Here is a 21,189-nt window from a genome sequence, read left to right as displayed (position 1 = left end):
TCCGAGGATCCGGTGGGCCGTTCCCGCGCCGTTCGACTAGCCGTACCGATAGGTCACCCCGGAGCCGTTCTCCGGATACTCCCACTCGACGTTGTTGTACGGGCAGGCGAACCGACAGCTCCCACACTCCAGGCAGTTCTCGTACGCGATCGTCGGCACGTCGTCGCCCTCCTCCTTCCGCCAGACGTCGGCGGGGCAGACGTCGACGCAGTCGTCGGTGTCGCACCGCTCCGCGCAGAACCCCGGCACCTTCACGTCCAGGTGGGAGTCGCCGGGGTCCTCGTACTTGACTGTGTAGAGTCGGTCTTCGAGCGTCGCGTTGTCGACGTCGGGCGTCTTGGGATGGGTGCTCATGAGATCACCTTGCGGTAGCGCCAGGCCAGTTTCGCCGCGCCGCGCCACCCCCCGACGGTTCGGAGGAGGCGAGTCTTCGCGTTCTCCGCGTGGAGCGCCTTCGGCTGACGGTCGATGCGGAAGTACTCCTCGCCGGCGTCGGCGACGGCGCGCGGCAGGTCGCGGAACAGCAGGTCGCGGTCTTCCCGCACGGTCTCCATCAGCCACTCGTAGTGTTCGAGGTTCTGTACGACGAACGACTCGTTCAGCGACTCGGGGTACGCCCGCAGGGCGGCCGCGTCGGTCCGGTCGTCCGCCAGTGCGCTTGCCACCGTCCGCCCCGCGTGATAGCCGCTCTCCACGGCCATGTTCGTCCCTTCGAGGTGGACCCCGTTGTTGAGCACGAGGCCGGCGGCGTCGCCGACGACGACCGCACCGTCGTGGACGAGTTCCGGGATGGCATCGGCGCCGCCCTCCGGGATCGTCTTGGCGGCGTACTCGATGGTGCGGCCGCCCCTGACGAGCGGGGCGACGGCGGGGTGGGACTTGAACCGGTCGAGCGTCCGCTCCGGGTCCGGCTGTCCCGTCACCGCGTCCTCGATCCGGTAGGCGAGGCCGACGCTGACCGTGTCGTCGTTCGTGTAGATGAACGCGCCGCCGAACGCGTCGCCGACCGCCCCCTCGCCGAAGTAGTGGTAGGACGCCCCGGCGTCGTCGGACAGGCGGAACCGGTCCGCGATGGCGTCGTCGCTATCGGGAAACTCCAGCACCTCCTTCACCGCGACGGCCACGTCGCCCCGGTCGGGGCGTCCCTTGAGGTCGGCGCCCTCACTGACGAGCGAGTTCCCGCCCTCCGCGAGGACGACCATCGGCGCGCGAAGCTCGCCGTCCGGTCTGTCCGTCTCGACGCCGACCACCGTCCCGTCGTCGTCTCGCAGGAGCCCCGTCACCGTCGTTTCGGTGACGAGCGTCGCCCCGGCGTCGACCGCCTGCTCGGCGAACCACTCGTCGAAGTCGCCGCGCAACACGGTGTAGGAGTCGTTGTGCGGTTCGGCGTGCCACTCGCCGGGTCGGAGCGAGACGGCCGTCTCGTCCTCGGTCGAGAGGACGCCGAAGCGCTTCTCCGCGACGTAGCGCTCCAGCGGCGCGTCGTCGAGGTCGACGAGTTCCCGGATCGTCGGCGTGTACAGCACGCCGCCGAACACGTTCTTCGCGCCGGGCGACGCGCCCCGCTCTATCACGAGCACGTCGAGTCCCTCCCGGGCCATCGTGACCGCCGCGGCGCTTCCCGCGAGGCCGGCGCCGACGACGACCGCGTCGAACGCGCCGTCGTAGTTCGGGTTCGACGCCGTGCGGTCGGACGGAAGTCCGCCGGCGGAACCGTCGTGCTCGGAGTCGGTCCCCCCAGTCTCGGTCTCTCGGTCCGTGGTCATGCTGGTACCTCCGTCGGGTCGTCGGCGTCCTCTAACAGGTCGACCAGTTCGGGACACACCTCGAACAGGTCGCCGACGATGCCGTAGTCCGCGTGGTCGAAGATCGGCGCGTTCGGGTCGTCGTTGATCGCCACCACGACGTCGCTGTCGTTCATCCCCTCGACGTGCTGGACGGCCCCCGAGACCCCGACCGCGACGTAGAGGTCGGGTCGAACCGTCTTGCCGGTCTGACCGACCTGTCGGTCGTGACCGACCCAGCCCTCGTCCACGGCCTTCCGGCTCGCGGCGAGTTCGGCGTCGAGCGCGTCCGCGAGGTCCAGTACGGGGTCGAGGTCGCCCTCGGTCCCGCCGCCCGCGGCGACGATCCGGTCAGCGTCGGTGATGTCGGCCGTCTCCCCGACGGACCGATCGAGCACCGACGTCAGCGTGTCCGCCTCGTCGACGATCACGTCGACGCGCTCAATCTCTCCGTCCCGGTCGGGGTCGGGCTCTGCGGCCTCGAACACGCCCGATCGCACGGTGGCCATCTGCGGGCGGTGGTTCTCGCACTTGATCGTCGCCAGGACGTTGCCGCCGAACGCCGGGCGGCGGGCCTCCAAGTGCCCGTCCTCGTCGATGCCCAGTTCCGTGCAGTCCGCGGTGAGGCCGGCGTGTGCCGGAACCGCGACGCGCCCGGCGAAGTCCCGCCCGGTGTGGGTCCCGCCGATGAGGACGACGTCCGGCCGCCGCTCCTCGACGAGGTGTCGGAACTGCTCGCCGTACGGGTCCGCGCGGTACGGCTCGAAGACGGGGTCGTCGGCGACGAGCACCCGGTCGGCGCCCCGGCGGAGCGCCTCGCGGGCGACGTCGTCGACGTCCTCCCCGATCACCAGCGCGACGAGGTCCTCCCCGAGTTCGGCCGCGAGGTCCCGCGCCTCGGCGAGCAGTTCCCACGAGACGGGGGCGACGTCGCCGTCGTGCTCCTCGACGAACACCCAGACGTCCTCATACTCGTCGACGTCCACCGGCATCTACATCACCCCCTCGTCGGCGAGCGCCCCGACGAGCTCCGACGGCGTTTCGACGCGTTCGCGCTCCCGTTCGACGGGCTCGACCGTCTCCATCCCGCCGACCTGCGTCGGCGAGGCGGCGAGGCCGACCGCGTCCTCGTCGACGCCGAGGTCGTCGGCGGTGAGCTCGACCGGTTCGAACTCGTTTTCGGCGTGTATCTTCCGGTGGAGCCCGGCGGTCCGCGGCTCGTTCTCTCCGTAGGCGACGGCGACGACCACCGGCAGGTCGGCGACGACCCGTTCGTGGCCGCCCTCCACGTCGCGGCGGGCCGCGATCTGTTCGTCCTCGGGAAGCGGGTCGAGCTCCTCGACGTAGGTCAGTTGCGCCCAGCCGTTGTGCGCGGCGATGCCCGGCGGCACCTGCCCCGTCGAGGAGTCGGTGGTCTCCTCGCCGCAGACCACGACGTCGGCGTCGAGGTAGTCCGCGGTCGCCGCGAGGACGAGACTCGTCGGCCAGGTGTCGCTGCCGGCGAACGCCCGATCGGTCACCAGCACCGCGTCGTCACAGCCCATCGCGACGGCCGCCTCCAGAACCGGCGTCGCCATCGGCGGGCCCATGGTCACCGCGACCACGCGCGCGCCCACCTCGTCTTTGATCCGGAGTGCGGCCTCCAGCGCGTTGCGGTCCGGTCGGTTCAGTATCGCCTCGGCGTCGGCGCGGTCGAGGGTCCCGGTGTCGGGGTCGAGCGACACGTCGTCCTCGTCGGGTACCTGCTTGACGCCGACGACGACCGTCCATTGATCGTTCATAGGTGTCGTGTCACAGGTGAGCGTACGATGGGGTCGTTTAATTCTGCCGTCACGGTTCTCAGTTACTGAGAGCGGGCCGGGTCCCGTCCCACCGCGACGGCGCACTCGACGCTCACGCCGTCGCGCAGCGTCACCGTCACGGCGTCGACCGTGCGCCGGTACCGCGCCGGCTCCGACGCGTCCGCGAGCCCCCGCGCAACCTCTCCGATCAGTCCGGCGTCTTCGAGTTTCTCCACTTTCCTGTACGCCGTCGACAGCGGGACGTCGCACTCGTCGGCCAGCGTCGACACCGTCTTCGGGTCCGTGGCGCTCCGGAACAGGCACACGGCGTCGTCGTCGTCGAGCAGCCCGACGATCGCCTCCCGGTCGAAGCGGTCCCGGTCGCCGTCGTCGTCCGGGACCGAGCGCTGGAGTGAGATGCTCACCGACATGGTTCTAGTTCGTTCCCGACCCGGTAACGGTGGTTCGCTACAATATACAGGCGTATTTGTAGCCCCCCGCGACGGCGCCCTGAGAAGGAGAGACGTTCACCGCGTCGTCTCGGCGTCGATCCGCGAGAAGTCGTCGGACCCGACCGACGCCCGACACAGCACGCAACCGGCGTTCAGGATCTCCGAACGGACCTCGTCGTCGACCTCCGTCTCGACGCTACACTCCGGACAGTCGAACGTGAATCGGGACACACAACTCTCAGATCGACCTCCGACGTGATGACCGTCCACCCCGCATCCTGTGGGCGTTGAAGTTCCGCTGGAGGGCGACGTCGGCGATCTCGTCCGGTTCAGGTTTCGTTCGACTCAGGCGTCGAGGACGGTATCGAGCAGGGTCGACTGCGCCGCGGCGAGGTGTTCGGCGAACGTCGACCGGTTGATCCCGAGTTCCTCTGACACCTCGGTCGCGTTCGCGCGCTTCGGGTGGTCGAAATACCCCAGATCGTGTGCCGTCGCGAGCACCTCCCGCTGCCGGTCGGTGAGTTCGTTGCGGTCGACGTACACGAGGCTCTCGTCCGACTTCGGCCCCTCGGACCGGGTGAGTCGGCGGAGGCTGACGCCGTCGAAATCCGCGCGGAGGTCGGAGACGATCGCGCGCAGTTCGTCGAGGTCAGTGACGAAGAAGGCGATGAAGAGCGACCCCTCCTTCGCCCGGACCGTTTGGATAGGGATGTCGTGGGACTCGACGAGTTCGCAGACGCAGCCCTGCCCCTGGTCGCGGGAGAACCGGTAGACGCTCTCGGCGTCGTAGCTGAAGATCTCGTCCATCTCGTCGCCGTCGACGTCGGCGTCGGTTTGGACGGTGAACTCCTCGGTGACCGCGTCCCCGACGGGCGTGGCGCTTCGCGAGATAGACCGAACCGAGGACGCCTCCAGCGAGACGGAGGCGATCTGACACTCCGAGGGGTGGTCGACCCGGATCTCGGCCCGTATGCTGTCTCCCATCGTGAGAGTATCGGGGTCTGGACAGCAAATATCTTCCCCTCCCACTGGTCCGGACGGGCAGTCCCGCGAAACCGTTCGCCCCTATTTAAACACCCACCATCCTGTGGTCGCTGTGTTACCGGCGTTCGGGCGCAAGTGTCGGGAAGAGAGTATGCTCAGAAATCACAGGCGGGTAGCGATCCGTCGCGCGCGAACCCCGGGAGGTGACCGGCCGTGAAGCGCGGAGCGGTCGTGGTCGTCCTGTTGGTCGTCGCCGTGCTCCTGCCGATGTGGTGGGTCGCGCTGCACGGGGAGCCCCCCAGCGAGGAGATCGAGATCGACAAGAGCGTCAGCGAGATGCGGCCGCTGCAGGACATCGTCGACACGCCGGAGAAGCTCGCGCCGAGCCAGGTCGGCGTGATCGTCTGGGTCGCGCTGTTCGGCCTGGTGGCCGCGCTCACCGCGGTCCACCGGTTCATGGACTCGGCGGTGAGGCCGGACGACGCGGACGATGCGGCGGTCGCCGACGGGGGACAGGTCGGGCTACCGTGGTTCCGAACCGACGAGCGATGGGTGGTGGAGTACCACGACGCCTCGGACGCGATGGAGGGAGTCCTGGCGATGGGCGGGCTGACGATCGTCGCGATCGTCTTCGCCGCGCTGTTCACCGGCGAGTACCTCACGCTCGCGCGGACGCAGTACTTCGGCGTCTACGCGGCGGGGATGTTCGTGTCGCTGGCACTGCTCACCGTCGCGTACTACGCCTGGTTCCTCCCGCACGTCGAGGTCGCCGAACGGAGGGGACACTGATGGGACACGACACACCGAACTCCGAACCGAACGACTGCGACGGCGGCTGTACCGACTGTCCGGGCGATGGCGGCGGACGGCATCACCCGAGCATCTTCACCGACGCGCGGGCGTCGATAGCCCGGCGCGACTACGCGAAGCTGTTCGCCACCGTCGGGGGGCTGACGGCGGTCGGGAGCCTCGCGGCCCCGCTCGCCGGGCTGACGCGCGTGTTCGACCGGTCGTACACCGGTCCGGTCTACTCGGACGGCATCAACCTCGTCGACGGCGAGGGGAACCGGGTCGGCGAGTCGGCGCTGTCGGAGGGCGAGCGCATGACCGTCTTCCCCGAGCCGCGACCGGGGATCGAGCGGGCCCCGACGCTGCTCGTCCGGCACCCGGAGGACGCCTACGGCGGCGAGACGAAGATGGAGTACACCGTCTCCGGCTACGCGGCCTACTCGAAGGTCTGTACGCACGCCGGCTGTATGGTGTCGAACGAGGAGGGCGAGACGCTCGTCTGCCCGTGTCACTTCGGGAAGTTCGACCCGACGGACGGCGCGGCCGTGGTCGGGGGGCCGCCGGAGCGGGCGCTGCCGCAGTTGCCGATCACGCTCTCCGGCGACGGGAACCTGATCGCCACTGGCGATTTCGACGGGCCGGTCGGCCCGGGTGGTGACTGATGTCCCGGTCCGACAGGCTCGCGGAGCGGGCGGCCGACGCCGGCGGGCGCGCGTACGACTGGCTCGACGTGCGGTTCGGCCTGGACAGCGGCCGCGAGTTCCTCGGGAAGGCGTTCCCGGCCGAGGACTCGTTCCTGCTGGGCGAGATCGCGCTGTTTTGCTTCCTGATGCTCGTCCTGACGGGGATGTTCCTGGGGATGTTCTTCGAGCCGTCGACCAGCGAGGTCGAGTACGAGGGCAGCGTCGCCGAGTACCAGGGCGAGGAGGTGCCGGAGGCGTTCGCGAGCGTCCTGCAGATCACCTACGACGTGCCGTTCGGGATGTTCATCCGGCGGATGCACCACTGGGCGGCGCACCTGTTCGTCGCCTCGATCGGGTTGCATATGCTCAGGGTGTTTTTCACCGGGGCGTACCGCAACCCCCGCGAGCCGAACTGGATCGTCGGCACCGGTCTCGCCGGGCTGGCGATGGGCGCGGCCTACACGGGCTACGCGCTCCCGTTCGACGAGTTCGCCGCGACGGCGACGGGCATCGGCTACAACCTCGCCACGTCGGTCCCGTTCGCGGGGGAGCTGCTCGGGAAGGCGTTCTTCGGCGGGGAGTTCCCGTCGAGCGCGACCATCCCGCGGCTGTACTTCCTCCACGTGCTCGTCATCCCCGCGGCCATCACCGTGTTGCTCGCGGTCCACATGGGGATCCTCGTCCGCCAGAAGCACACCGAAGCGCCGCGCGACGACGACGTGCGTGGGCCCCCGCCGACCGCCGACGAGGGGACGGCCCCGGACGGCGGCCCGGCGACCGTCGACGAGAGCGACGACAGCGTCGTGGTCGGGCTGCCGGCGTTCCCGAATCAGGCCGCTGTCAGCGCCGTCGTGTTCTTCCTGACGCTGGCGACGCTGGCGATTCTGGCGGGCTTTCTCCCCGTCCACAACATCGCGGAGTACGGCCCGAACGACCCCGCCGGGACGCCGGAGCTCATCATGCCGGACTGGTTCCTGATGTGGGTGTACGGCTTCCTGAAGCTGCTGCCCGCGTGGATGAGCTTCACGATCCCGGTCGTCGGCGTGCACGTGTCGACGGAGTTCGTCGGCGGCGTGTTGCTCCCGACGCTGGTGTTCGGCGCCGTCGCCCTCTGGCCGTTCGTCGACTACCACGAGGAGCCGGTCCACTTCACGGCGAGCCCGCTCGACCGCCCGTGGCAGACCGCCGTCGGCGTCGCGGCCGTCCAGACCATCATGATCGCCTCCATCGCGGGGATGAACAACCTGCTCGCGCGGGCGCTCGGCGTCGGGACCGGCGCCGTGAACCAGGTTCTCACCGTCGCGCTGCTGGTCGTCCCGCTCGCCTCGGGCCTGCTGACCTACCGCGTCCTGCGGGACGAAGGCGAGCCGAGCGAACGGGGAGACGCCGCGGAGGTGGCCGACGATGACTGACGCCGGCACCGCCGCGGACGGGACGGCCGGGATCGAACTGTCGGCCCGGACGTACCGGCATCTCGACCGCGCGAGCAAGCTCCTCGGCGTCGGACTGGTCGCGCTCGGCCTCGAAACCGGCGGCGACACGGTCGCGGGAGCGGCGCTCGGCGCGGTCGGCGTAGCGCTCGCACTGACGACGGTTTTCGTACGGAGAGACGAATGACTCGAAACGACATCACCGACGAGACGACAGAGGTACCGGACGGCGAGGAGCACGCGAGCGACGGCCCCGAAGTGGGCGACCCGCCGGGCGATCCGGCGGACTCCGGCGGGGCGGTCTCCCGCCGCAGCTTCCTGGAGGGCGTCGGCATCGCGTCGGTGCTCGGCCTCGGGGGCGCGTCGGCCGCCGGCGACGGGCTGCTCGGGATGAACGGACTGCAGACCGTCGACGACCCCATCGGCGACTACCCCTACCGCGAGTGGGAGGACCTCTACCGCGACGAGTGGGACTGGGACTCGGTCGCGCGCTCGACCCACAGCGTCAACTGCACCGGCAGTTGCTCGTGGAACGTCTACGTGAAGAACGGGCAGGTCTGGCGCGAGGAGCAAGCGGGCGACTACCCGCGCTTCGACGAGAGCCTCCCCGACCCGAACCCGCGCGGCTGCCAGAAGGGCGCCTGTTACACCGACTACGTCAACGCCGACCAGCGGGTCAAACACCCGCTCAAGCGCGTCGGCGAGCGCGGCGAGGGCAAGTGGCAGCGCGTCTCGTGGGACGAGGCGCTCACCGAGATCGCCGAACACGTCGTCGACGAGGTGCAGGCCGGCCGCTACGACGCGATCAGCGGGTTCACGCCGATCCCGGCGATGAGTCCCGTCTCCTTCGCCAGCGGCTCCCGGCTGATCAACCTGCTCGGCGGCGTCTCCCACTCGTTCTACGACTGGTATTCGGACCTGCCGCCGGGCCAGCCGATCACGTGGGGCGTCCAGACCGACAACGCCGAGAGCGCCGACTGGTACAACGCCGACTACCTGATGGCGTGGGGGTCGAACGTCAACGTCACGCGCATCCCCGACGCGAAGTACTTCCTCGAAGCGGGGTACGACGGCGCGAAGCGCGTCGGCGTGTTCACCGACTACTCCCAGACGGCGATCCACACCGACGAGTGGATCAGTCCCGACTCCGGCACTGACACCGCGCTGGCGCTGGGGATGGCCCGCACCATCGTCGACGAGGGACTGCACGACGAGGCCCACCTGAAGGAGCAGACGGACATGCCGCTGCTGGTCCGCGAGGACACCGGGAAGTTCCTCCGCGCGAGCGACGTACCCGCCGTCGATACCGACGCCGACCGGCCCGAGTGGATGCTCCTCATGGTCGACGACGAGGGGCGGCTCCGGGAAGCGCCGGGGTCCCTCGGCGAGCGGGACGGCCAGAAGGACTACTCGAAGAGCATCGAACTGGACTTCGACCCCCGGCTCGACGCCGAGCGGACGGTCGAGACGACGGACGGCACCGTGCGGGTCCGGACGGTGTGGAACGAGCTCCGCGACGAACTCGCCGAGTACGACCCCGAGACGGTCCACGAGGAGACGGGGGTCGGCAGGGAGACCCACCAGCGGATCGCCCGGGAGTTCGCCGCGGCGGACAAGGCGAAGATCATCCACGGGAAAGGCGTCAACGACTGGTACCACAACGACCTGGGCAACCGCGCCATCCAGCTGCTCGTCACGCTGACCGGCAACCTCGGCGAGCAGGGGACCGGGCTCGACCACTACGTCGGCCAGGAGAAGATCTGGACGTTCCACGGCTGGAAGACGCTCTCCTTCCCGACCGGGAACGTCCGTGGCGTGCCGACGACGCTGTGGACCTACTACCACGCCGGCATCCTCGACAACACCGACCCTGACACCGCTGCGAAGATACGGGAGTCGATCGACGAGGGGTGGATGCCCGTCTACCCCGAGGAGCGCGAGGACGGCTCCCGACCGGACCCGACGACGATGTTCGTCTGGCGGGGGAACTACTTCAACCAGGCGAAAGGCGGGGTCGCGGTCGAGGAGGAGCTGTGGCCGAAGCTCGATCTCGTCGTCGACATCAACTTCCGGATGGACTCGACGGCGCTGTACAGCGACATCGTGCTGCCGACCGCGAGCCACTACGAGAAGCACGACCTGTCGATGACGGACATGCACACCTACGTGCACCCGTTCACGCCCGCGGTGGAACCGCTGGGCGAGGCGAAGACGGACTGGCAGATCTTTCGCGAACTCGCCGCGAAGATCCAGGAGGTCGCCACAGAGCGCGGGGTCGACCCCGTGCCCGACCGGAAGTTCGACCGGGAGATCGACCTCCAGTCGGTCCACGACGACTACGTCCGCGACTGGTCGACCGACGAGGAGGGGGCGCTCGCGGAGGACCGCGCCGCCTGCGAGTACATCCTCGACCACTCCGAGGAGTCGAACCCCGCCGACAGCGACGAGCAGATCACGTTCGCGGACACGGTCGAGCAGCCCCAGCGCCTGCTGGAGGCGGGCGACCACTGGACCTCGGACATCGAGGACGGCGAGGCGTACGCGCCGTGGAAGGACTTCGTGCAGGACAAGAACCCGTGGCCGACCGTCACCGGCCGGCAGCAGTACTACGTCGACCACGACTGGTTCCTCGAACTCGGCGAGCAGCTGCCGACGCACAAGGAGGGACCGTCGGAGACGGGCGGCGACTACCCGATGGAGTACAACACGCCCCACAGCCGCTGGGCGATCCACTCGACGTGGCGGGACAGCGAGAAGATGCTGCGGCTCCAGCGCGGCGAGCCGACCGTCTTCCTCAGCCCCGAGGACGCCGAGGAGCGGGGCATCGAGGACGGCGACGCCGTCGAGGTGTTCAACGACATGGGGTCGGTCGAGGTGCAGGCGAAGCTCTACCCGTCCGGCGACCCCGGCACGGTCAGGCACTTCTTCTCCTGGGAGAAGTTCCAGTATCCGAGCCGGAACAACTTCAACACGCTCGTCCCGATGTACATGAAGCCGACCCAGCTGGTGCAATACCCGGAGGACACCGGGGAACACCTCTACTTCTTCCCCAACTACTGGGGGCCGACCGGCGTCAACAGCGACGTCCGCGTCGACGTGCGGAAGAAGGGAGGTGACGACTGATGACCGCGCAGGACGGCGAGACGGTCGACATTGCGGACGGCGTCGACCATCAGGTTGCGATGGTGATGGACCTCAACAAGTGCGTCGGCTGCCAGACGTGTACGGTCGCGTGCAAGTCGCTGTGGACGGAAGGCGGCGGCCGCGACTACATGTACTGGAACAACGTCGAGACCAAGCCCGGGAAGGGCTACCCGCGCGACTGGGAGGAGAAAGGCGGCGGCTGGAAGTCGGACGAGCACAGCGAGCGCCAGCCGGGTCAGATCCCGGACCAGGAGGACTACGGCGAGTCGTGGGAGTTCAACCACGAGGAGATCATGTACGACGGGAGCGACCGGCCGCTCCGGCCCGACGGCGACCCCGAGTGGGGGCCGAACTGGGACGAGGACCGGGGGGCCGGCGAGTATCCCAACTCGTACTACTTCTACCTCCCGCGCATCTGCAACCACTGCACGCACCCCTCCTGCGTCGAGGCGTGTCCGCGCAAGGCCATCTACAAGCGCGAGGAGGACGGCATCGTCCTGATCGACCAGGAGCGCTGCCGCGGCTACCGCTACTGCGTCGAGGGCTGTCCCTACAAGAAGGTGTACTACAACGCGGCCCAGAAGACGTCCGAGAAGTGCATCTTCTGTTACCCCCGCATCGAGGGGGAAGGGCCCGACGGCGAGACGTTCGCCCCGGCCTGCGCGGAGGACTGTCCGCCGCAGTTGCGGCTGGTCGGCTTCCTCGACGACGAGGAGGGGCCGATCTACAAGCTGGTCGAGGAGTACGAGGTCGCGTTGCCGCTTCACCCGGAGTACCGCACCCAGCCGAACGTCTACTACATCCCGCCGTACGCGCCGCCGCAGCACTCCGAGGACGGCGAGACGGTCGACGTCGACCGCATCCCGCGCACGTACCTCGAGGAGCTGTTCGGCGAGCGGGTCCACGACGCGCTCGACACCATCGAGCGGGAGCGCGACAAGGTGAACCGCGGCGGCTCCAGCGAACTGCTCGACATGCTCACCGACACGAACCCAGCACGCAAGTACAGACTGGAGGTGTTCGACTGATGCGCCCGCCGAAACCGGTACCGAGGTCGGCGTACCGGACCGGAGGTGGTCAGCGATGAGCGGACCGCGCGAACGGCGGCGCGGCGCCGACAATCGAACGGGAAGTTCCGGCGATCGACGGTCCGTCGCCGTCGGCGCGGTCGTCGTCGCCTGCCTCATCCTGGTGACGACCGCGCTCGCGCCGATGCTCGCGGCCGCGCGGCCGGCGAACCAGATCCCGGTCGAGTCGGTCGACGCCGAGGAGGACCCGCAGGACCCGACGGGCGAGGCGTGGAACGCGGTTCCCGCCGTCGACGTGCCGATGGCCGCCGCGCCGAGCGGCGTGCCGAACGCCAGCGACACGACCGTCGAGACGCTCAGCGTCCAGTCCGCCCGGACGGACGACCGGTTCTACCTCCGGCTCTCGTGGGCCGACGGCACCGCGGACCGCAACGCCACCGGCCCGCGAGCGTTCGTCGACGCCGTCGCGGTCCAGCTGCCGGCGAACAGCAGCGCCCGTCCGCCCATCGCGATGGGCGGGACGGACAACCCCGTGAACGTCTGGTACTGGAGCGCAGACGGCGAGTCGGAGGAGCTGCTCGCCGGCGGTCCCGGAACGACGACCGAGTTCGAGCGGACCGCGGTGGAGACGTCGACGACCCACGAGGACGGCCGCTGGACGGTCGTCATGTCGCGGGAGATCCCGGCGGACGCGGAGAACCGGACCTCCTTTGCCGTCGACCGCGACGTCGACGTCGCGTTCGCGGCGTGGAACGGGTCGAACATGGAGCGGTCCGGCCAGAAGTCGGTCAGCGAGTGGTACCACTTCCCGCTGGGATCCGGCCCCCAGGGACCGCCGTACGAGACGATACTGTGGAGCGTCGCCGGGCTCGCTATCGCCGGCGTCGCCTTGGTGACGATCCACGCCGTGCGGACCACGCGGGGTGAGACGAGATGACCGCCGACGCGAGCCGCGACGGACCGGACGGACCAGGCGCTGACGGGACAGACAGCGGAGCCGAGGAGGACGGAGCCGCCGCACCCGCGACCATCGACCCGCGGCGGATCGACCGCGAGGCGGCAGCCCGCGGCGGGGTGTACGCGCTCCTCGCCACCCTGTTCGACGAGCCCGACGAGTCGCTGTACGCCCGGATCGCGGACGGCCGCGTCGACGCGACCTGTCGCGACTTGGTCGACGCGACCGGACTGGCGGTCGACCCGCCGGACCTGACCGTCGACGACGACCACGAGACCCTCTGTGCTCGGTTCAACGACCTGTTCACGGTCGGCTACGCCGAGTACGAGGACCGCACCGACGGCTCGCTCGACAGCGAGGGGCCGGCGGTGTCGCTGTACGAGACGTCCTACCGGCCCGAGGCGTCGTGGAACGACGTGAACCTGGACCTGGCGCGGGCGTACGACTACTTCGGTCTGGAGGTCGACCAGTCGGCCCGCGACAACCACGACTACCTCCCGTACCAGCTGGAGTTCGCGGGCTACCTCGCGCGCCGCGAGGCCGAGTCATCGGCCGACGCCGCGCGGGCCAGGCTCGACCTCCACGACCGCCACCTCCACGTCGTCGCCGGCGGCCTCGCCGACCGGATGGCCGAGGAGCGCGGCACGGGGCTCTACGGCGAACTCGCCGCCTTCCTCGACCGGTTCGTGACCGCGGACCAGGCCGCCCTCGCCGACCGGTTCGAAGGGGGTGACGCGCGGTGAGCGGACGCCGAGTCGAGGAGGCGATAACCGGCCGGGTCACAGGGGGCGTCGCCCGGCTCTCGGCGGGGACGCCGGTTTCGACGCGCACCGCCGCGGGGCTGGTCGCGCTCGTCCCGGTCGCGGCGGCGACGCTGTACCGCGTCGCCCACAACGCCCCGGGACCGCTGCCCGCTCCCCTCGTCGAGGTCGCGACCGTCGCGCTCCCGGCCGCCGTCGTCGGCCCCGCGCTGGCGGCGCTGCTCGTCGCGGGCACCGCGGACGCCCCCGGCGAGCGGGTCGGCCTCGCCTTCGCTGGGGGCTTCGGGCTGGTCGCGCTCGCGTCGCCACTGGCGTGGCTCCCGGCCGCGACCGGCGTCGTCTTCGGGGGCGGGCTCGCCGCCGGGAGTCGCGTCCGGCAGCTCCGGCGTGATGTGAGTGCCGCCTCGGTCCGGCGCGCCGGCGTCGCGGTCGTCCTCACTGCCGGCGTCGTCGCCTCGCTCGCTGCGACGGCGGGCGTGGCGGCCGCGACGCTCCGCCCGCTCGGCGCCGGGCTGGCGCTGGTCGGCGTCGCGCTGACGTCGCTGCTCGTCGGCGGCGACCGAGCGAGCCTGATCGTCGGGGCGCTCGCGGGCGTTCTGACGTTCGGGGTCGCGACGAGCGCCCCGTACGTGACTGGTGCGGTGCTGCTCGTCGGTGGCGGGGTCATCGGCGCGCCCCTCGCGTTCGTCGTCCTCGCCGTCGGGGCCGGCGTCGCCGGACTCGTTCACGCGCTTCGAGGGGGAACTATCGACGACGCGCTCGGCGCGGGACTGCTCCTCGCGGCCGGCGTCCCCGGCACGCTGCTCGGGGCGCTCGGGGTCGTCGTCGCCGTCGCGCTGCTCGCCGACGCGCCGGGAGGTGAGGCCGCATGAGAGACGAGGAGGAGGCGACCGACGGGCCGCCGGATCCGGGGCTTCACCCCGAGCGGAGCCCCGGGTTCGACGAGGAGCCCGACGGGCTGGAGGACATCGAGGTCGACCGCGACGTGACGATCGGCGAGGCGTCGCCGGAAGAGCTCGCTGCCAGCGACACCGAGCCGGTCGAGGACGTCCCCGCGGCGGAGCTGATCGCCGCGCTCGCCGGCGACGACGCGGTCGAGCGCCGCCGCGCCGCGCTCGAACTCGCGGAGCGGGAGCGCGACGACCGCATAGTCCGTGCGCTGGGCAGCGCCGCCGCGACCGACGACGACGCCGAGGTGCGGCAGTTCGCCGTCGAGGCGTTAGCGAAGCTCGGCGGTCCCGCGGCCGCGGAGACGGCGCTCGCGCTGACCGACGACCCCGAACCGTGGGTCCGCGCGGAGGCCGTGGTCGCGCTGGACCGGCTCGACCGGGCCGAACACGAGGACGCGATCGAGGCCGCGCTGGACGACGAGCATCACGCCGCCCGCCGGAACGCCATCGTGTCGCTGTTCAAGCTCCGCGGCCAGGACGCGCTCCCCGCGCTCGTCGACGCGGCCGACGACCCGAGCGAACGGGTCCGCGAGTGGGCGGCACACCTGCTGGGGGGCGTCGACGACGAGCGGGCCCGCGAGACGCTGGACCGGCTGGCGGACGACGAGAGCGGTATCGTCCGCGAGACTGCCGCCCGCGCGCAGGAGGTCGACGCGGGCAGTTTCCGCCGGCAGTTCACGGGCGCGCTCGACGAGACGGACCGTACGCTGCCGGGCGAAGACGACCTCAACCGAACGCCGAACCTCTGAGCATGACCGACAACCCACACACGACGACCGACGCCGATCGCACGCCGTCCGGGGAACCGGACGAGAACCCACCACCGAACGGTGGATCCGCGGAGACGGATACCGACGCCGCCACCCTCGGCCCGGACGACAGCCTTGCTACCGCGAATCCGGACGAGGGCCCCCTCGAAGACCGCGTGGAGGCCGCGCTGCGAGCCGTCCGCGACCCCGACGCCGGCGTGAACGTCTTCGAGGCGGGACTGGTGGAGTCGATCCGGGTCGACGGGACCGACGTGACCGTCGAGGCCGCCGTCGACGCGTTCGACGAGGCGAGCGCGACCGGCGCGATGGAGGCGATGCTGCGGGCGGTCCGCGACGTCCCCGGCGTCGGGAGCGCCCACGTCGAGCCGGTCGCCCCGTCGGCGGGCGACGGGAGCGAGGGAGTCGCCGGGTTCGACACGGTGATCGCCGTCGCTAGCGCGAAAGGGGGCGTCGGTAAGTCGACCGTCTCGACCGGCCTCGCCTGCGCGCTCGCCGCGGAACGGTCGACGGGGCTGTTCGACGCCGACATCCACGGCCCGAACGTGCCGAGGCTCCTCGACGTGTCCGGCCCCGTCCGTTCGGACGACGAGGGACGACCGCTTCCCGTCGGCGCGTCCGGCCCGGACGCGGATCTCGACGTGATGAGCGTCGGCCTGATGGAGGACGGCGCGCCGCTCGCCTGGCGCGGCGCGATGGCTCACGACGCGCTGACGGAGCTGTTCGAGGACGCTGCGTGGCGCGCCGAGGACACGCTCGTCATCGACCTGCCGCCGGGCACCGGCGACGTCGTCCTCACCACGCTGCAGGAGGTGCCGGTCGACGGCGTCGTCGTCGTGACGACCCCGTTCCCGGCGAGTCTCGACGACACCGCGCGGAGCGTCGAGCTGTTCCGGGACAACGACGTGCCGGTCCTCGGCGCCGTCGTCAACATGGGCGGGTTCACCTGCCCCTCCTGCGGCGACGACCATGACCTGTTCCCCGGCAGCTCGCCCGCCGACGCCCTGTCCGCGCCGGTCCTCGCCGAGATACCGTTCTCGACGGACCTCCAGGAGACGCCCGCACCCGGCGACGCGCCGCCGGAGATGGAGCGACTCGCGGAGTCGGTGACCGACGCCGCGGCGACCGCCTGGGACGTGGACGTGCCCGACGACGCGGTCGACATTCGGGGCGAGCCCCCGGAAGTGCGACGCGAGCGTGTCGCGGACCGGTTCGCGTCGCTCGACAGCGGGGCGACGCTCACGCTCGTCAGCGACAGGGACCCGTCACCCGTCAGGGGGTACCTGGCCGACCTCGCAGACGCCGATCCGGGCGCGATCGAACCGTTCGCGGTCGAGCGACGGACGCCCGACGACTGGGTGCTTACGGCCGTCCGGCCGTAACCGAAGCGACCCGTGACCCGCAACCCCCGCGGCCCGCAGAGTGGCCCTGAGCACGAGGCGGACGGCGGCGCGACCGTCGAGGTCGTCGGGGAGAAGCGGCTGGCGCTGACGCGGACGGACCTCGACGCGCGGCCGACCGTCGAACGGGAGTGCACGGTCGTCTGCGCGACCGGCGACCGGACCGCGGCGTCGTGGACCGGCGTGCCGGTCCCGGACCTGCTCGTGTCCGCCGGCGCGCCGCCGGTGACGACGCACCTCCGCCTGACGAGCGACAGCGGGTACCGCGTCCACGTCGAGATAGCGACCGCGCTCGACGCGCTGGTCGCTCTCGCCCGCGACGGCGAGGATCTCGTCGACGCCGGCCCCGGGACGCGATTCGTCGGTCCCGGCGTCGACGGAGAACAGTCGGTGAAGGAGCTGGCGCGGATCGAGGCCGTCTCGCTCGATCCCGGGGAGGACCCGTCGGTTGGCTGACCGCCGGTCGCTGCGCCGCTCGACTACTTCTTCGGCAGGGTCGCGATGAATTCCTGCGGACCGATGCGGTCGACGGTGTAGCCCTCTGCGTCGAACGACTCCACCTCCGCGGCCATCTGGTGATAGAGGGGCGTCGGTTCGTGGTCGTTGAAGAGCGTCAGCGCTTCCCCGCTCTCGAGCTCCTCGAAGGCGTCGAAGATCTTCGGGTGTCGCTTCGGCGGGGGGATCTCGCGGAGGTCGAGCTGTCGTCCTGACATCCTGTTCGAACGATCGACCGCGCCTATCGAGAGGGTTCGCCCGAAGATCTTCGCGTCTCGACGCGGGCGACGGGACGGCACGAGTCGGCCGTCGCCGGACGCTCGCCGGTAGAGGGGTCGTTCGGCCACTCGGCGGCACGTGAGGGGAAGGAATTCGGGACGACGTTTTCCCCAGTGGGTGTGAAACGGTGACGCATGTCGTCGAACGACCGGGTGCGGGCGTCACCGTCCACGTCGCCCTCGCCGTCGGACGTGGAGCGCACGACAGCGCGGTACCTCTTCGCGATCGACGCGCTGTCGACGGACGAGGCGGACCGAATCGCGACCGGCGACCTCAGGGAGCGGCTGGGCGTAACGCCCGCCAGCGCGTCCGAGATGGTCTCGAAGCTCGACGACCGGGGGCTAGTCGACCACGAGAAGTACCGGGGGGTGACGCTCACGAGTCGCGGAGAGGCGCTGGCGGCGCGCGTCGCGTGGCGGTTCTGCGTCGTGACGAGCTTCTTCGATTCGGTGCTGGGGACGGCGCTCGACGACCGGACGGCGCTGGAGATCGGCGTCGCGCTGCCGAGAGACGGGATCGCTCGGCTCCGGGAACTCGTCACCGCCCCGTGTCTGGAACTGTGTCCCGAGTCGGGGCGGGACGTCAAGTGCTGCGCGGTCTGACCCCGCGGCGAGCGACCGTCGAGTCGTCCTAACGCCGCTAGTCGACGCGGAGCGCGACGTGCCCGCGCGGTAGCTGTGCCAGTTTCGGCGTCGAGTCCGCATGTGGGTCGAACGCGGTGTAGGCGAACGCCTGCCAGAGGACGCGTTCGGCGTACGGCCGCGCGGACAGATCGACGCCGATCGTTTCAGCCAGCCGCTCGTCGTCGAGTTCCCCGGCCGCGAGCGGCACCGGCAGCGGGTTCGGGACCGCGGAGAGGTCGAGCCCGAACGAGGGGAACAGGCGGTACGACGCCCCCGGCGCCGGATGGTAGACGGTCCGAGGGCCGGGATACCTGGCGGCGAGCACCGGCGTCACCGTCCGCGAGGGGTCGTCCTTGCCCGGCGCTTCGACCCGCTGTCGCGGGAGTTCGATCCGCCGACGGTCGCCGCTCGGGACGGCGTAGCTCGTCCCGTTGGCGGAGAGTTCGACCGCAGAGTTGTCGACCGCCTCGATCCGGACGCTCGGGACCGCGTACGAGTCGAGCCTCGCCGTCGTCACCTCGCCGGCGACGGTGCCGTCCACGACGACGACCGTCCCGACCGCCCCGTCAGTCGTCAGCGGCGGGGGCGACGCGGGGAGGGACTCCGCGCCGGCGAGCCCGTGGGTCGTCGCGCACGCGAGCCGCCAATCGGCTGGGTCGGGGGCAGCGTCCGGGAGCCCGGAGCGCCAGTAAAACACCCGGTGCTCGCCGTCGACCTCGTACGGTACCGCGTCCGGGTAGAACTGCTCGCCGCTGGCGGTCGGGTCCAGCGAGGGGTGTTCGAGCTTCAGTTCGAGGTACGGAACCCGTCGGACGACGGGCGCGGCGACCGAATCGGGCGGGACCCGCCGCCACGACGCCTCTGTCGAGTCCGTTCGAGTCGTGTCCATGACGCTCGTATCTCGTCTCTCGGAGCGGGGCGGTAAATGCCTCCTCCCGAAGCTCTCCGGCGTCGAAACGGTGCGCCCGGCGAACGGGGCCGGCCGGTCACTCCCCGCCGAGGAACGCTCGCGTGACGTACCCGCCGCAGGAACAGCGGTCCTCGTCGGAGAGCCGCAGATCCGCGTCCAGCGAGCGCAGCGCCGGGTAGAGGTACGACGACGGGTGACCGTGACGCTCGGGGGTGACGATGTCGACGAACCGCCCGGGGCTCGTCAGTTCGACGGCCTCGATCCCCTCCGCGACGACCAGCCGGCGGTCGGCCGCGTGCTCGTCGGTCTCCAGGTCCGCCGTCCACGCTCGGTCGTGACGCCGCGTCGTGACCGGTTCGCGGTCCGCGTACGCGTTCGACCCCATCAGATCAACTCCCGTTTCGCCGCCGTGTCTCGCACCGCAGTCCGGTCCGCACCGTTACCGCGGGGCAAACGTCGCTCGTCGCCGGCGAACGCCCGCCTGCATCGTCCCGCGGTCGCTCCGACCGCGGAGCCTCGCGTCGCGTCCACCGCTCGATCGTACGAAACCGTCTCCATACCGGACACCTTTCCAACGTGCCCCCGTGTTTCCTCGCCCGAATATCTCCGGCCCCGCGCCTTAGTTTTGGGAGACCTAAACCGTCGGCAGGGAGCCCCCGTCGACCATGTCAGATTCACCTACGCGGACCGAGACCCGGGAAGCGACCGACCTCTTCGACAAGTACGTCCTGCCGAAGATCGCGCTCGGCGTCATCCTCGCCGCGTCGCTCGTCGGGGCGTGGGCGTCGACGACGCTGGCCGGTAGCGACGCCGCGCTCGCGGCGGCGAGGTGGGCGTACTTCGTCTCCCTCGGCGTTCTCGCCGGCGGACTGCTCTGGAAGCACGGCTTCGTCCGCCCGGACGACCTCGCGGCCGGAGCGCAGGGCTACTGCGCGGAGATGTACGACCGGTTCGACCGGATCGCGGCCGGCGCGCTCGTCGTGCTGGCCGTCAGCGGCGCCGCGGTCGCCGGGACGTACGCGTCGCGGCTCGACTACGGTCCGACAGTGGTCGGTTACTGTGCGCTGCTCGGGCTCGCGATCGCGGCCGCGGCGGGGACGACGCGACGGACGGGAGCCGTCGACGACCGGTTCCGGAGCCGCCTCGGCGCGACGGCGCTGGGACTCGCTCTCGCGGTCACCGTCTCGACGGCCCTCATGGAGGTTGCCATCCGCGGGTTCGAACCCGTCGCCGCCGGCGTGCGGGCGCTGCACCTGCTCGCGTTCGCGGTCTGGATCGGCGGCGCGGTCTGGAACATCTTCGTCGCGGTCCCGACGGGGAAGCGGCGGCCAACGGCGGCCGTCGCACGGGCGGCGGGCGAACAGCTCGAACGGTTCCGGTGGGCCGTCCGGATCATCATCCCGACGCTGTTTCTCACGGGGCTGTACCAGGCGGTCGACACGCTCGGAACCGCGAGCGGGGCGTACCTCGAAACGACGCTAGGGCTCGCCGTCCTCGCGAAGGTCGGGTTCATCGGTGCGCTGGTCGTCATCTTCACGCTCTGTCCGATGTGGCGGGCGTGTTCCCCGATCGACGGTGTCTGCGATCTCGACGACCTCGGAGCGGCGGCCGACGACGGGCCGACCGACGGAGGGAGGTGACGAGCGTGACCGAACCCGCCGTCCCCGACGCCGCGCCCGACGTCGAACCGGACATGACCGTCGACAACCGCGGCCGCGGGTGCGCGAGCGGCATCGCGCGCGTCCAGCGAGCCCTCGAAGACCTCCCGAAGGGCGCAGTACTCGTCATCAAGAGCACCGACCGGCGGGCCGAGGAGGAGTACCCGCGGTTAGCCGACCAGACTGGCCACGAACTGCTCGCGATCGAGTCCGAACGGAAGCGGCTCTTCAGGCGGGAGTACACGACGTATCTCGAGATCCACCGCGAGCCGTGACGCGTCCGGACGCCGACGCGGGATCTCGCGGCGGCCGGGCC

The 21,189-nt window shown here is 70.7% G+C and carries 25 protein-coding genes; 15 read left to right on the top strand and 10 right to left on the bottom strand.

Going from position 1 to position 21,189, the window contains the following annotated elements:
* Window positions 1–36: 36 nt before the first annotated feature.
* From D8670_RS17455 to D8670_RS17430, 7 genes are all read right to left on the bottom strand, one after another.
* A complete protein-coding gene (locus D8670_RS17455) occupies window positions 37–354 on the bottom strand; it encodes a ferredoxin family protein (protein ID WP_121819408.1) in 318 nt (105 codons plus the stop codon).
* On the bottom strand, window positions 351–1,766 hold the full coding sequence (locus D8670_RS17450; RefSeq protein ID WP_121819407.1) for an FAD-dependent oxidoreductase: 1,416 nt from the start codon (window positions 1,764–1,766) through the stop codon (window positions 351–353). Before D8670_RS17450 ends, D8670_RS17455 begins: the two co-directional genes overlap by 4 nt.
* Window positions 1,763–2,776: an electron transfer flavoprotein subunit alpha/FixB family protein gene (locus D8670_RS17445; RefSeq protein WP_121819406.1), complete on the bottom strand. Its 1,014-nt coding sequence runs from the start codon at window positions 2,774–2,776 to the stop codon at window positions 1,763–1,765. Before D8670_RS17445 ends, D8670_RS17450 begins: the two co-directional genes overlap by 4 nt.
* Window positions 2,777–3,565 carry an electron transfer flavoprotein subunit beta/FixA family protein gene (locus D8670_RS17440; RefSeq protein ID WP_121819405.1) on the bottom strand — a complete coding sequence of 263 codons (789 nt, stop codon included), beginning with the start codon at window positions 3,563–3,565 and terminating at the stop codon, window positions 2,777–2,779.
* 62 nt (window positions 3,566–3,627) lie between these two features.
* Window positions 3,628–3,996: a winged helix-turn-helix domain-containing protein gene (locus D8670_RS17435; RefSeq protein ID WP_121819404.1), complete on the bottom strand. Its 369-nt coding sequence runs from the start codon at window positions 3,994–3,996 to the stop codon at window positions 3,628–3,630.
* Between the two features lie 96 nt (window positions 3,997–4,092).
* Window positions 4,093–4,248 (bottom strand): DUF7560 family zinc ribbon protein, encoded by a 156-nt coding sequence (locus tag D8670_RS21130; protein WP_162994344.1) that lies wholly within the window; start codon window positions 4,246–4,248, stop codon window positions 4,093–4,095.
* Between the two features lie 114 nt (window positions 4,249–4,362).
* Complete coding sequence (locus D8670_RS17430; protein WP_121819403.1) at window positions 4,363–5,001, bottom strand: helix-turn-helix domain-containing protein; 639 nt, start codon at window positions 4,999–5,001, stop codon at window positions 4,363–4,365.
* A gap of 267 nt (window positions 5,002–5,268) precedes the next feature.
* Here D8670_RS17430 and D8670_RS17425 point away from each other — a divergent pair, with 267 nt between their 5' ends.
* Genes D8670_RS17425 through D8670_RS17370 form a run of 12 tightly spaced genes read left to right on the top strand, consistent with a single transcriptional unit; the run spans window position 5,269 to window position 17,364 of the window.
* Window positions 5,269–5,790 carry a hypothetical protein gene (locus D8670_RS17425; RefSeq protein ID WP_193569445.1) on the top strand — a complete coding sequence of 174 codons (522 nt, stop codon included), beginning with the start codon at window positions 5,269–5,271 and terminating at the stop codon, window positions 5,788–5,790.
* Window positions 5,790–6,452: a QcrA and Rieske domain-containing protein gene (locus D8670_RS17420; RefSeq protein WP_121819401.1), complete on the top strand. Its 663-nt coding sequence runs from the start codon at window positions 5,790–5,792 to the stop codon at window positions 6,450–6,452. The genes D8670_RS17425 and D8670_RS17420 overlap by 1 nt, the downstream gene beginning before the upstream one ends.
* Window positions 6,452–7,885, top strand: coding sequence for a cytochrome b (locus tag D8670_RS17415; RefSeq protein ID WP_121819400.1), 1,434 nt, complete (start codon window positions 6,452–6,454; stop codon window positions 7,883–7,885). Before D8670_RS17420 ends, D8670_RS17415 begins: the two co-directional genes overlap by 1 nt.
* Window positions 7,878–8,090 carry a DUF8120 family protein gene (locus D8670_RS17410; protein ID WP_121819399.1) on the top strand — a complete coding sequence of 71 codons (213 nt, stop codon included), beginning with the start codon at window positions 7,878–7,880 and terminating at the stop codon, window positions 8,088–8,090. Before D8670_RS17415 ends, D8670_RS17410 begins: the two co-directional genes overlap by 8 nt.
* Window positions 8,087–11,026: a nitrate reductase subunit alpha gene (locus tag D8670_RS17405; RefSeq protein WP_121819398.1), complete on the top strand. Its 2,940-nt coding sequence runs from the start codon at window positions 8,087–8,089 to the stop codon at window positions 11,024–11,026. The genes D8670_RS17410 and D8670_RS17405 overlap by 4 nt, the downstream gene beginning before the upstream one ends.
* Complete coding sequence (gene narH / locus D8670_RS17400) at window positions 11,026–12,075, top strand: nitrate reductase subunit beta (protein ID WP_121819397.1); 1,050 nt, start codon at window positions 11,026–11,028, stop codon at window positions 12,073–12,075. The genes D8670_RS17405 and narH overlap by 1 nt, the downstream gene beginning before the upstream one ends.
* A gap of 55 nt (window positions 12,076–12,130) precedes the next feature.
* The gene (locus D8670_RS17395) at window positions 12,131–13,012 is read left to right on the top strand and encodes an ethylbenzene dehydrogenase-related protein (protein WP_121819396.1); all 882 of its coding nucleotides are present in this window, start codon (window positions 12,131–12,133) and stop codon (window positions 13,010–13,012) included.
* Window positions 13,009–13,773 (top strand): molecular chaperone TorD family protein, encoded by a 765-nt coding sequence (locus tag D8670_RS17390; RefSeq protein ID WP_121819395.1) that lies wholly within the window; start codon window positions 13,009–13,011, stop codon window positions 13,771–13,773. The genes D8670_RS17395 and D8670_RS17390 overlap by 4 nt, the downstream gene beginning before the upstream one ends.
* A complete protein-coding gene (locus D8670_RS17385; RefSeq protein WP_121819394.1) occupies window positions 13,770–14,663 on the top strand; it encodes a DUF8068 family protein in 894 nt (297 codons plus the stop codon). The genes D8670_RS17390 and D8670_RS17385 overlap by 4 nt, the downstream gene beginning before the upstream one ends.
* Window positions 14,660–15,490, top strand: a complete 831-nt coding sequence (locus D8670_RS17380) for a HEAT repeat domain-containing protein (protein WP_121819393.1) — start codon at window positions 14,660–14,662, stop codon at window positions 15,488–15,490. Before D8670_RS17385 ends, D8670_RS17380 begins: the two co-directional genes overlap by 4 nt.
* A 2-nt stretch (window positions 15,491–15,492) precedes the next feature.
* Window positions 15,493–16,890, top strand: a complete 1,398-nt coding sequence (locus D8670_RS17375; RefSeq protein ID WP_121819392.1) for a P-loop NTPase — start codon at window positions 15,493–15,495, stop codon at window positions 16,888–16,890.
* A 12-nt stretch (window positions 16,891–16,902) separates the two neighbouring features.
* The gene (locus tag D8670_RS17370) at window positions 16,903–17,364 is read left to right on the top strand and encodes a molybdopterin-dependent oxidoreductase (RefSeq protein WP_121819391.1); all 462 of its coding nucleotides are present in this window, start codon (window positions 16,903–16,905) and stop codon (window positions 17,362–17,364) included.
* Window positions 17,365–17,387: 23 nt separating this feature from the next.
* Here D8670_RS17370 and D8670_RS17365 read toward each other — a convergent pair whose 3' ends face one another.
* Complete coding sequence (locus tag D8670_RS17365) at window positions 17,388–17,621, bottom strand: DUF2249 domain-containing protein (RefSeq protein ID WP_121819704.1); 234 nt, start codon at window positions 17,619–17,621, stop codon at window positions 17,388–17,390.
* Window positions 17,622–17,816: 195 nt separating this feature from the next.
* Here D8670_RS17365 and D8670_RS17360 point away from each other — a divergent pair, with 195 nt between their 5' ends.
* Window positions 17,817–18,284 carry a metal-dependent transcriptional regulator gene (locus tag D8670_RS17360; RefSeq protein ID WP_121819390.1) on the top strand — a complete coding sequence of 156 codons (468 nt, stop codon included), beginning with the start codon at window positions 17,817–17,819 and terminating at the stop codon, window positions 18,282–18,284.
* A 37-nt stretch (window positions 18,285–18,321) separates the two neighbouring features.
* On the opposite strand, the gene D8670_RS17355 is transcribed toward D8670_RS17360, so the two are convergent.
* Window positions 18,322–19,194, bottom strand: coding sequence for a hypothetical protein (locus D8670_RS17355; protein ID WP_121819389.1), 873 nt, complete (start codon window positions 19,192–19,194; stop codon window positions 18,322–18,324).
* Between the two features lie 97 nt (window positions 19,195–19,291).
* Window positions 19,292–19,600 carry a CGCGG family putative rSAM-modified RiPP protein gene (locus tag D8670_RS17350; protein WP_121819388.1) on the bottom strand — a complete coding sequence of 103 codons (309 nt, stop codon included), beginning with the start codon at window positions 19,598–19,600 and terminating at the stop codon, window positions 19,292–19,294.
* A gap of 280 nt (window positions 19,601–19,880) precedes the next feature.
* Between D8670_RS17350 and D8670_RS21560 the strand changes: the two genes are divergently transcribed.
* Both D8670_RS21560 and D8670_RS17340 read left to right on the top strand, forming a co-directional pair.
* Window positions 19,881–20,855, top strand: a complete 975-nt coding sequence (locus tag D8670_RS21560) for a hypothetical protein (RefSeq protein ID WP_121819387.1) — start codon at window positions 19,881–19,883, stop codon at window positions 20,853–20,855.
* A 5-nt stretch (window positions 20,856–20,860) separates the two neighbouring features.
* Window positions 20,861–21,148 (top strand): sulfurtransferase TusA family protein, encoded by a 288-nt coding sequence (locus D8670_RS17340; protein ID WP_121819703.1) that lies wholly within the window; start codon window positions 20,861–20,863, stop codon window positions 21,146–21,148.
* Window positions 21,149–21,189 lie beyond the last annotated feature (41 nt).

Origin of the sequence: Halostella limicola (genome assembly GCF_003675875.1) — an archaeon.
GTDB classification, from domain to species: domain Archaea; phylum Halobacteriota; class Halobacteria; order Halobacteriales; family Natronoarchaeaceae; genus Halostella; species Halostella limicola.
Note: the sequence above shows the minus strand (reverse complement) of the source record. Positions and strands in the feature narration are given on the sequence as shown.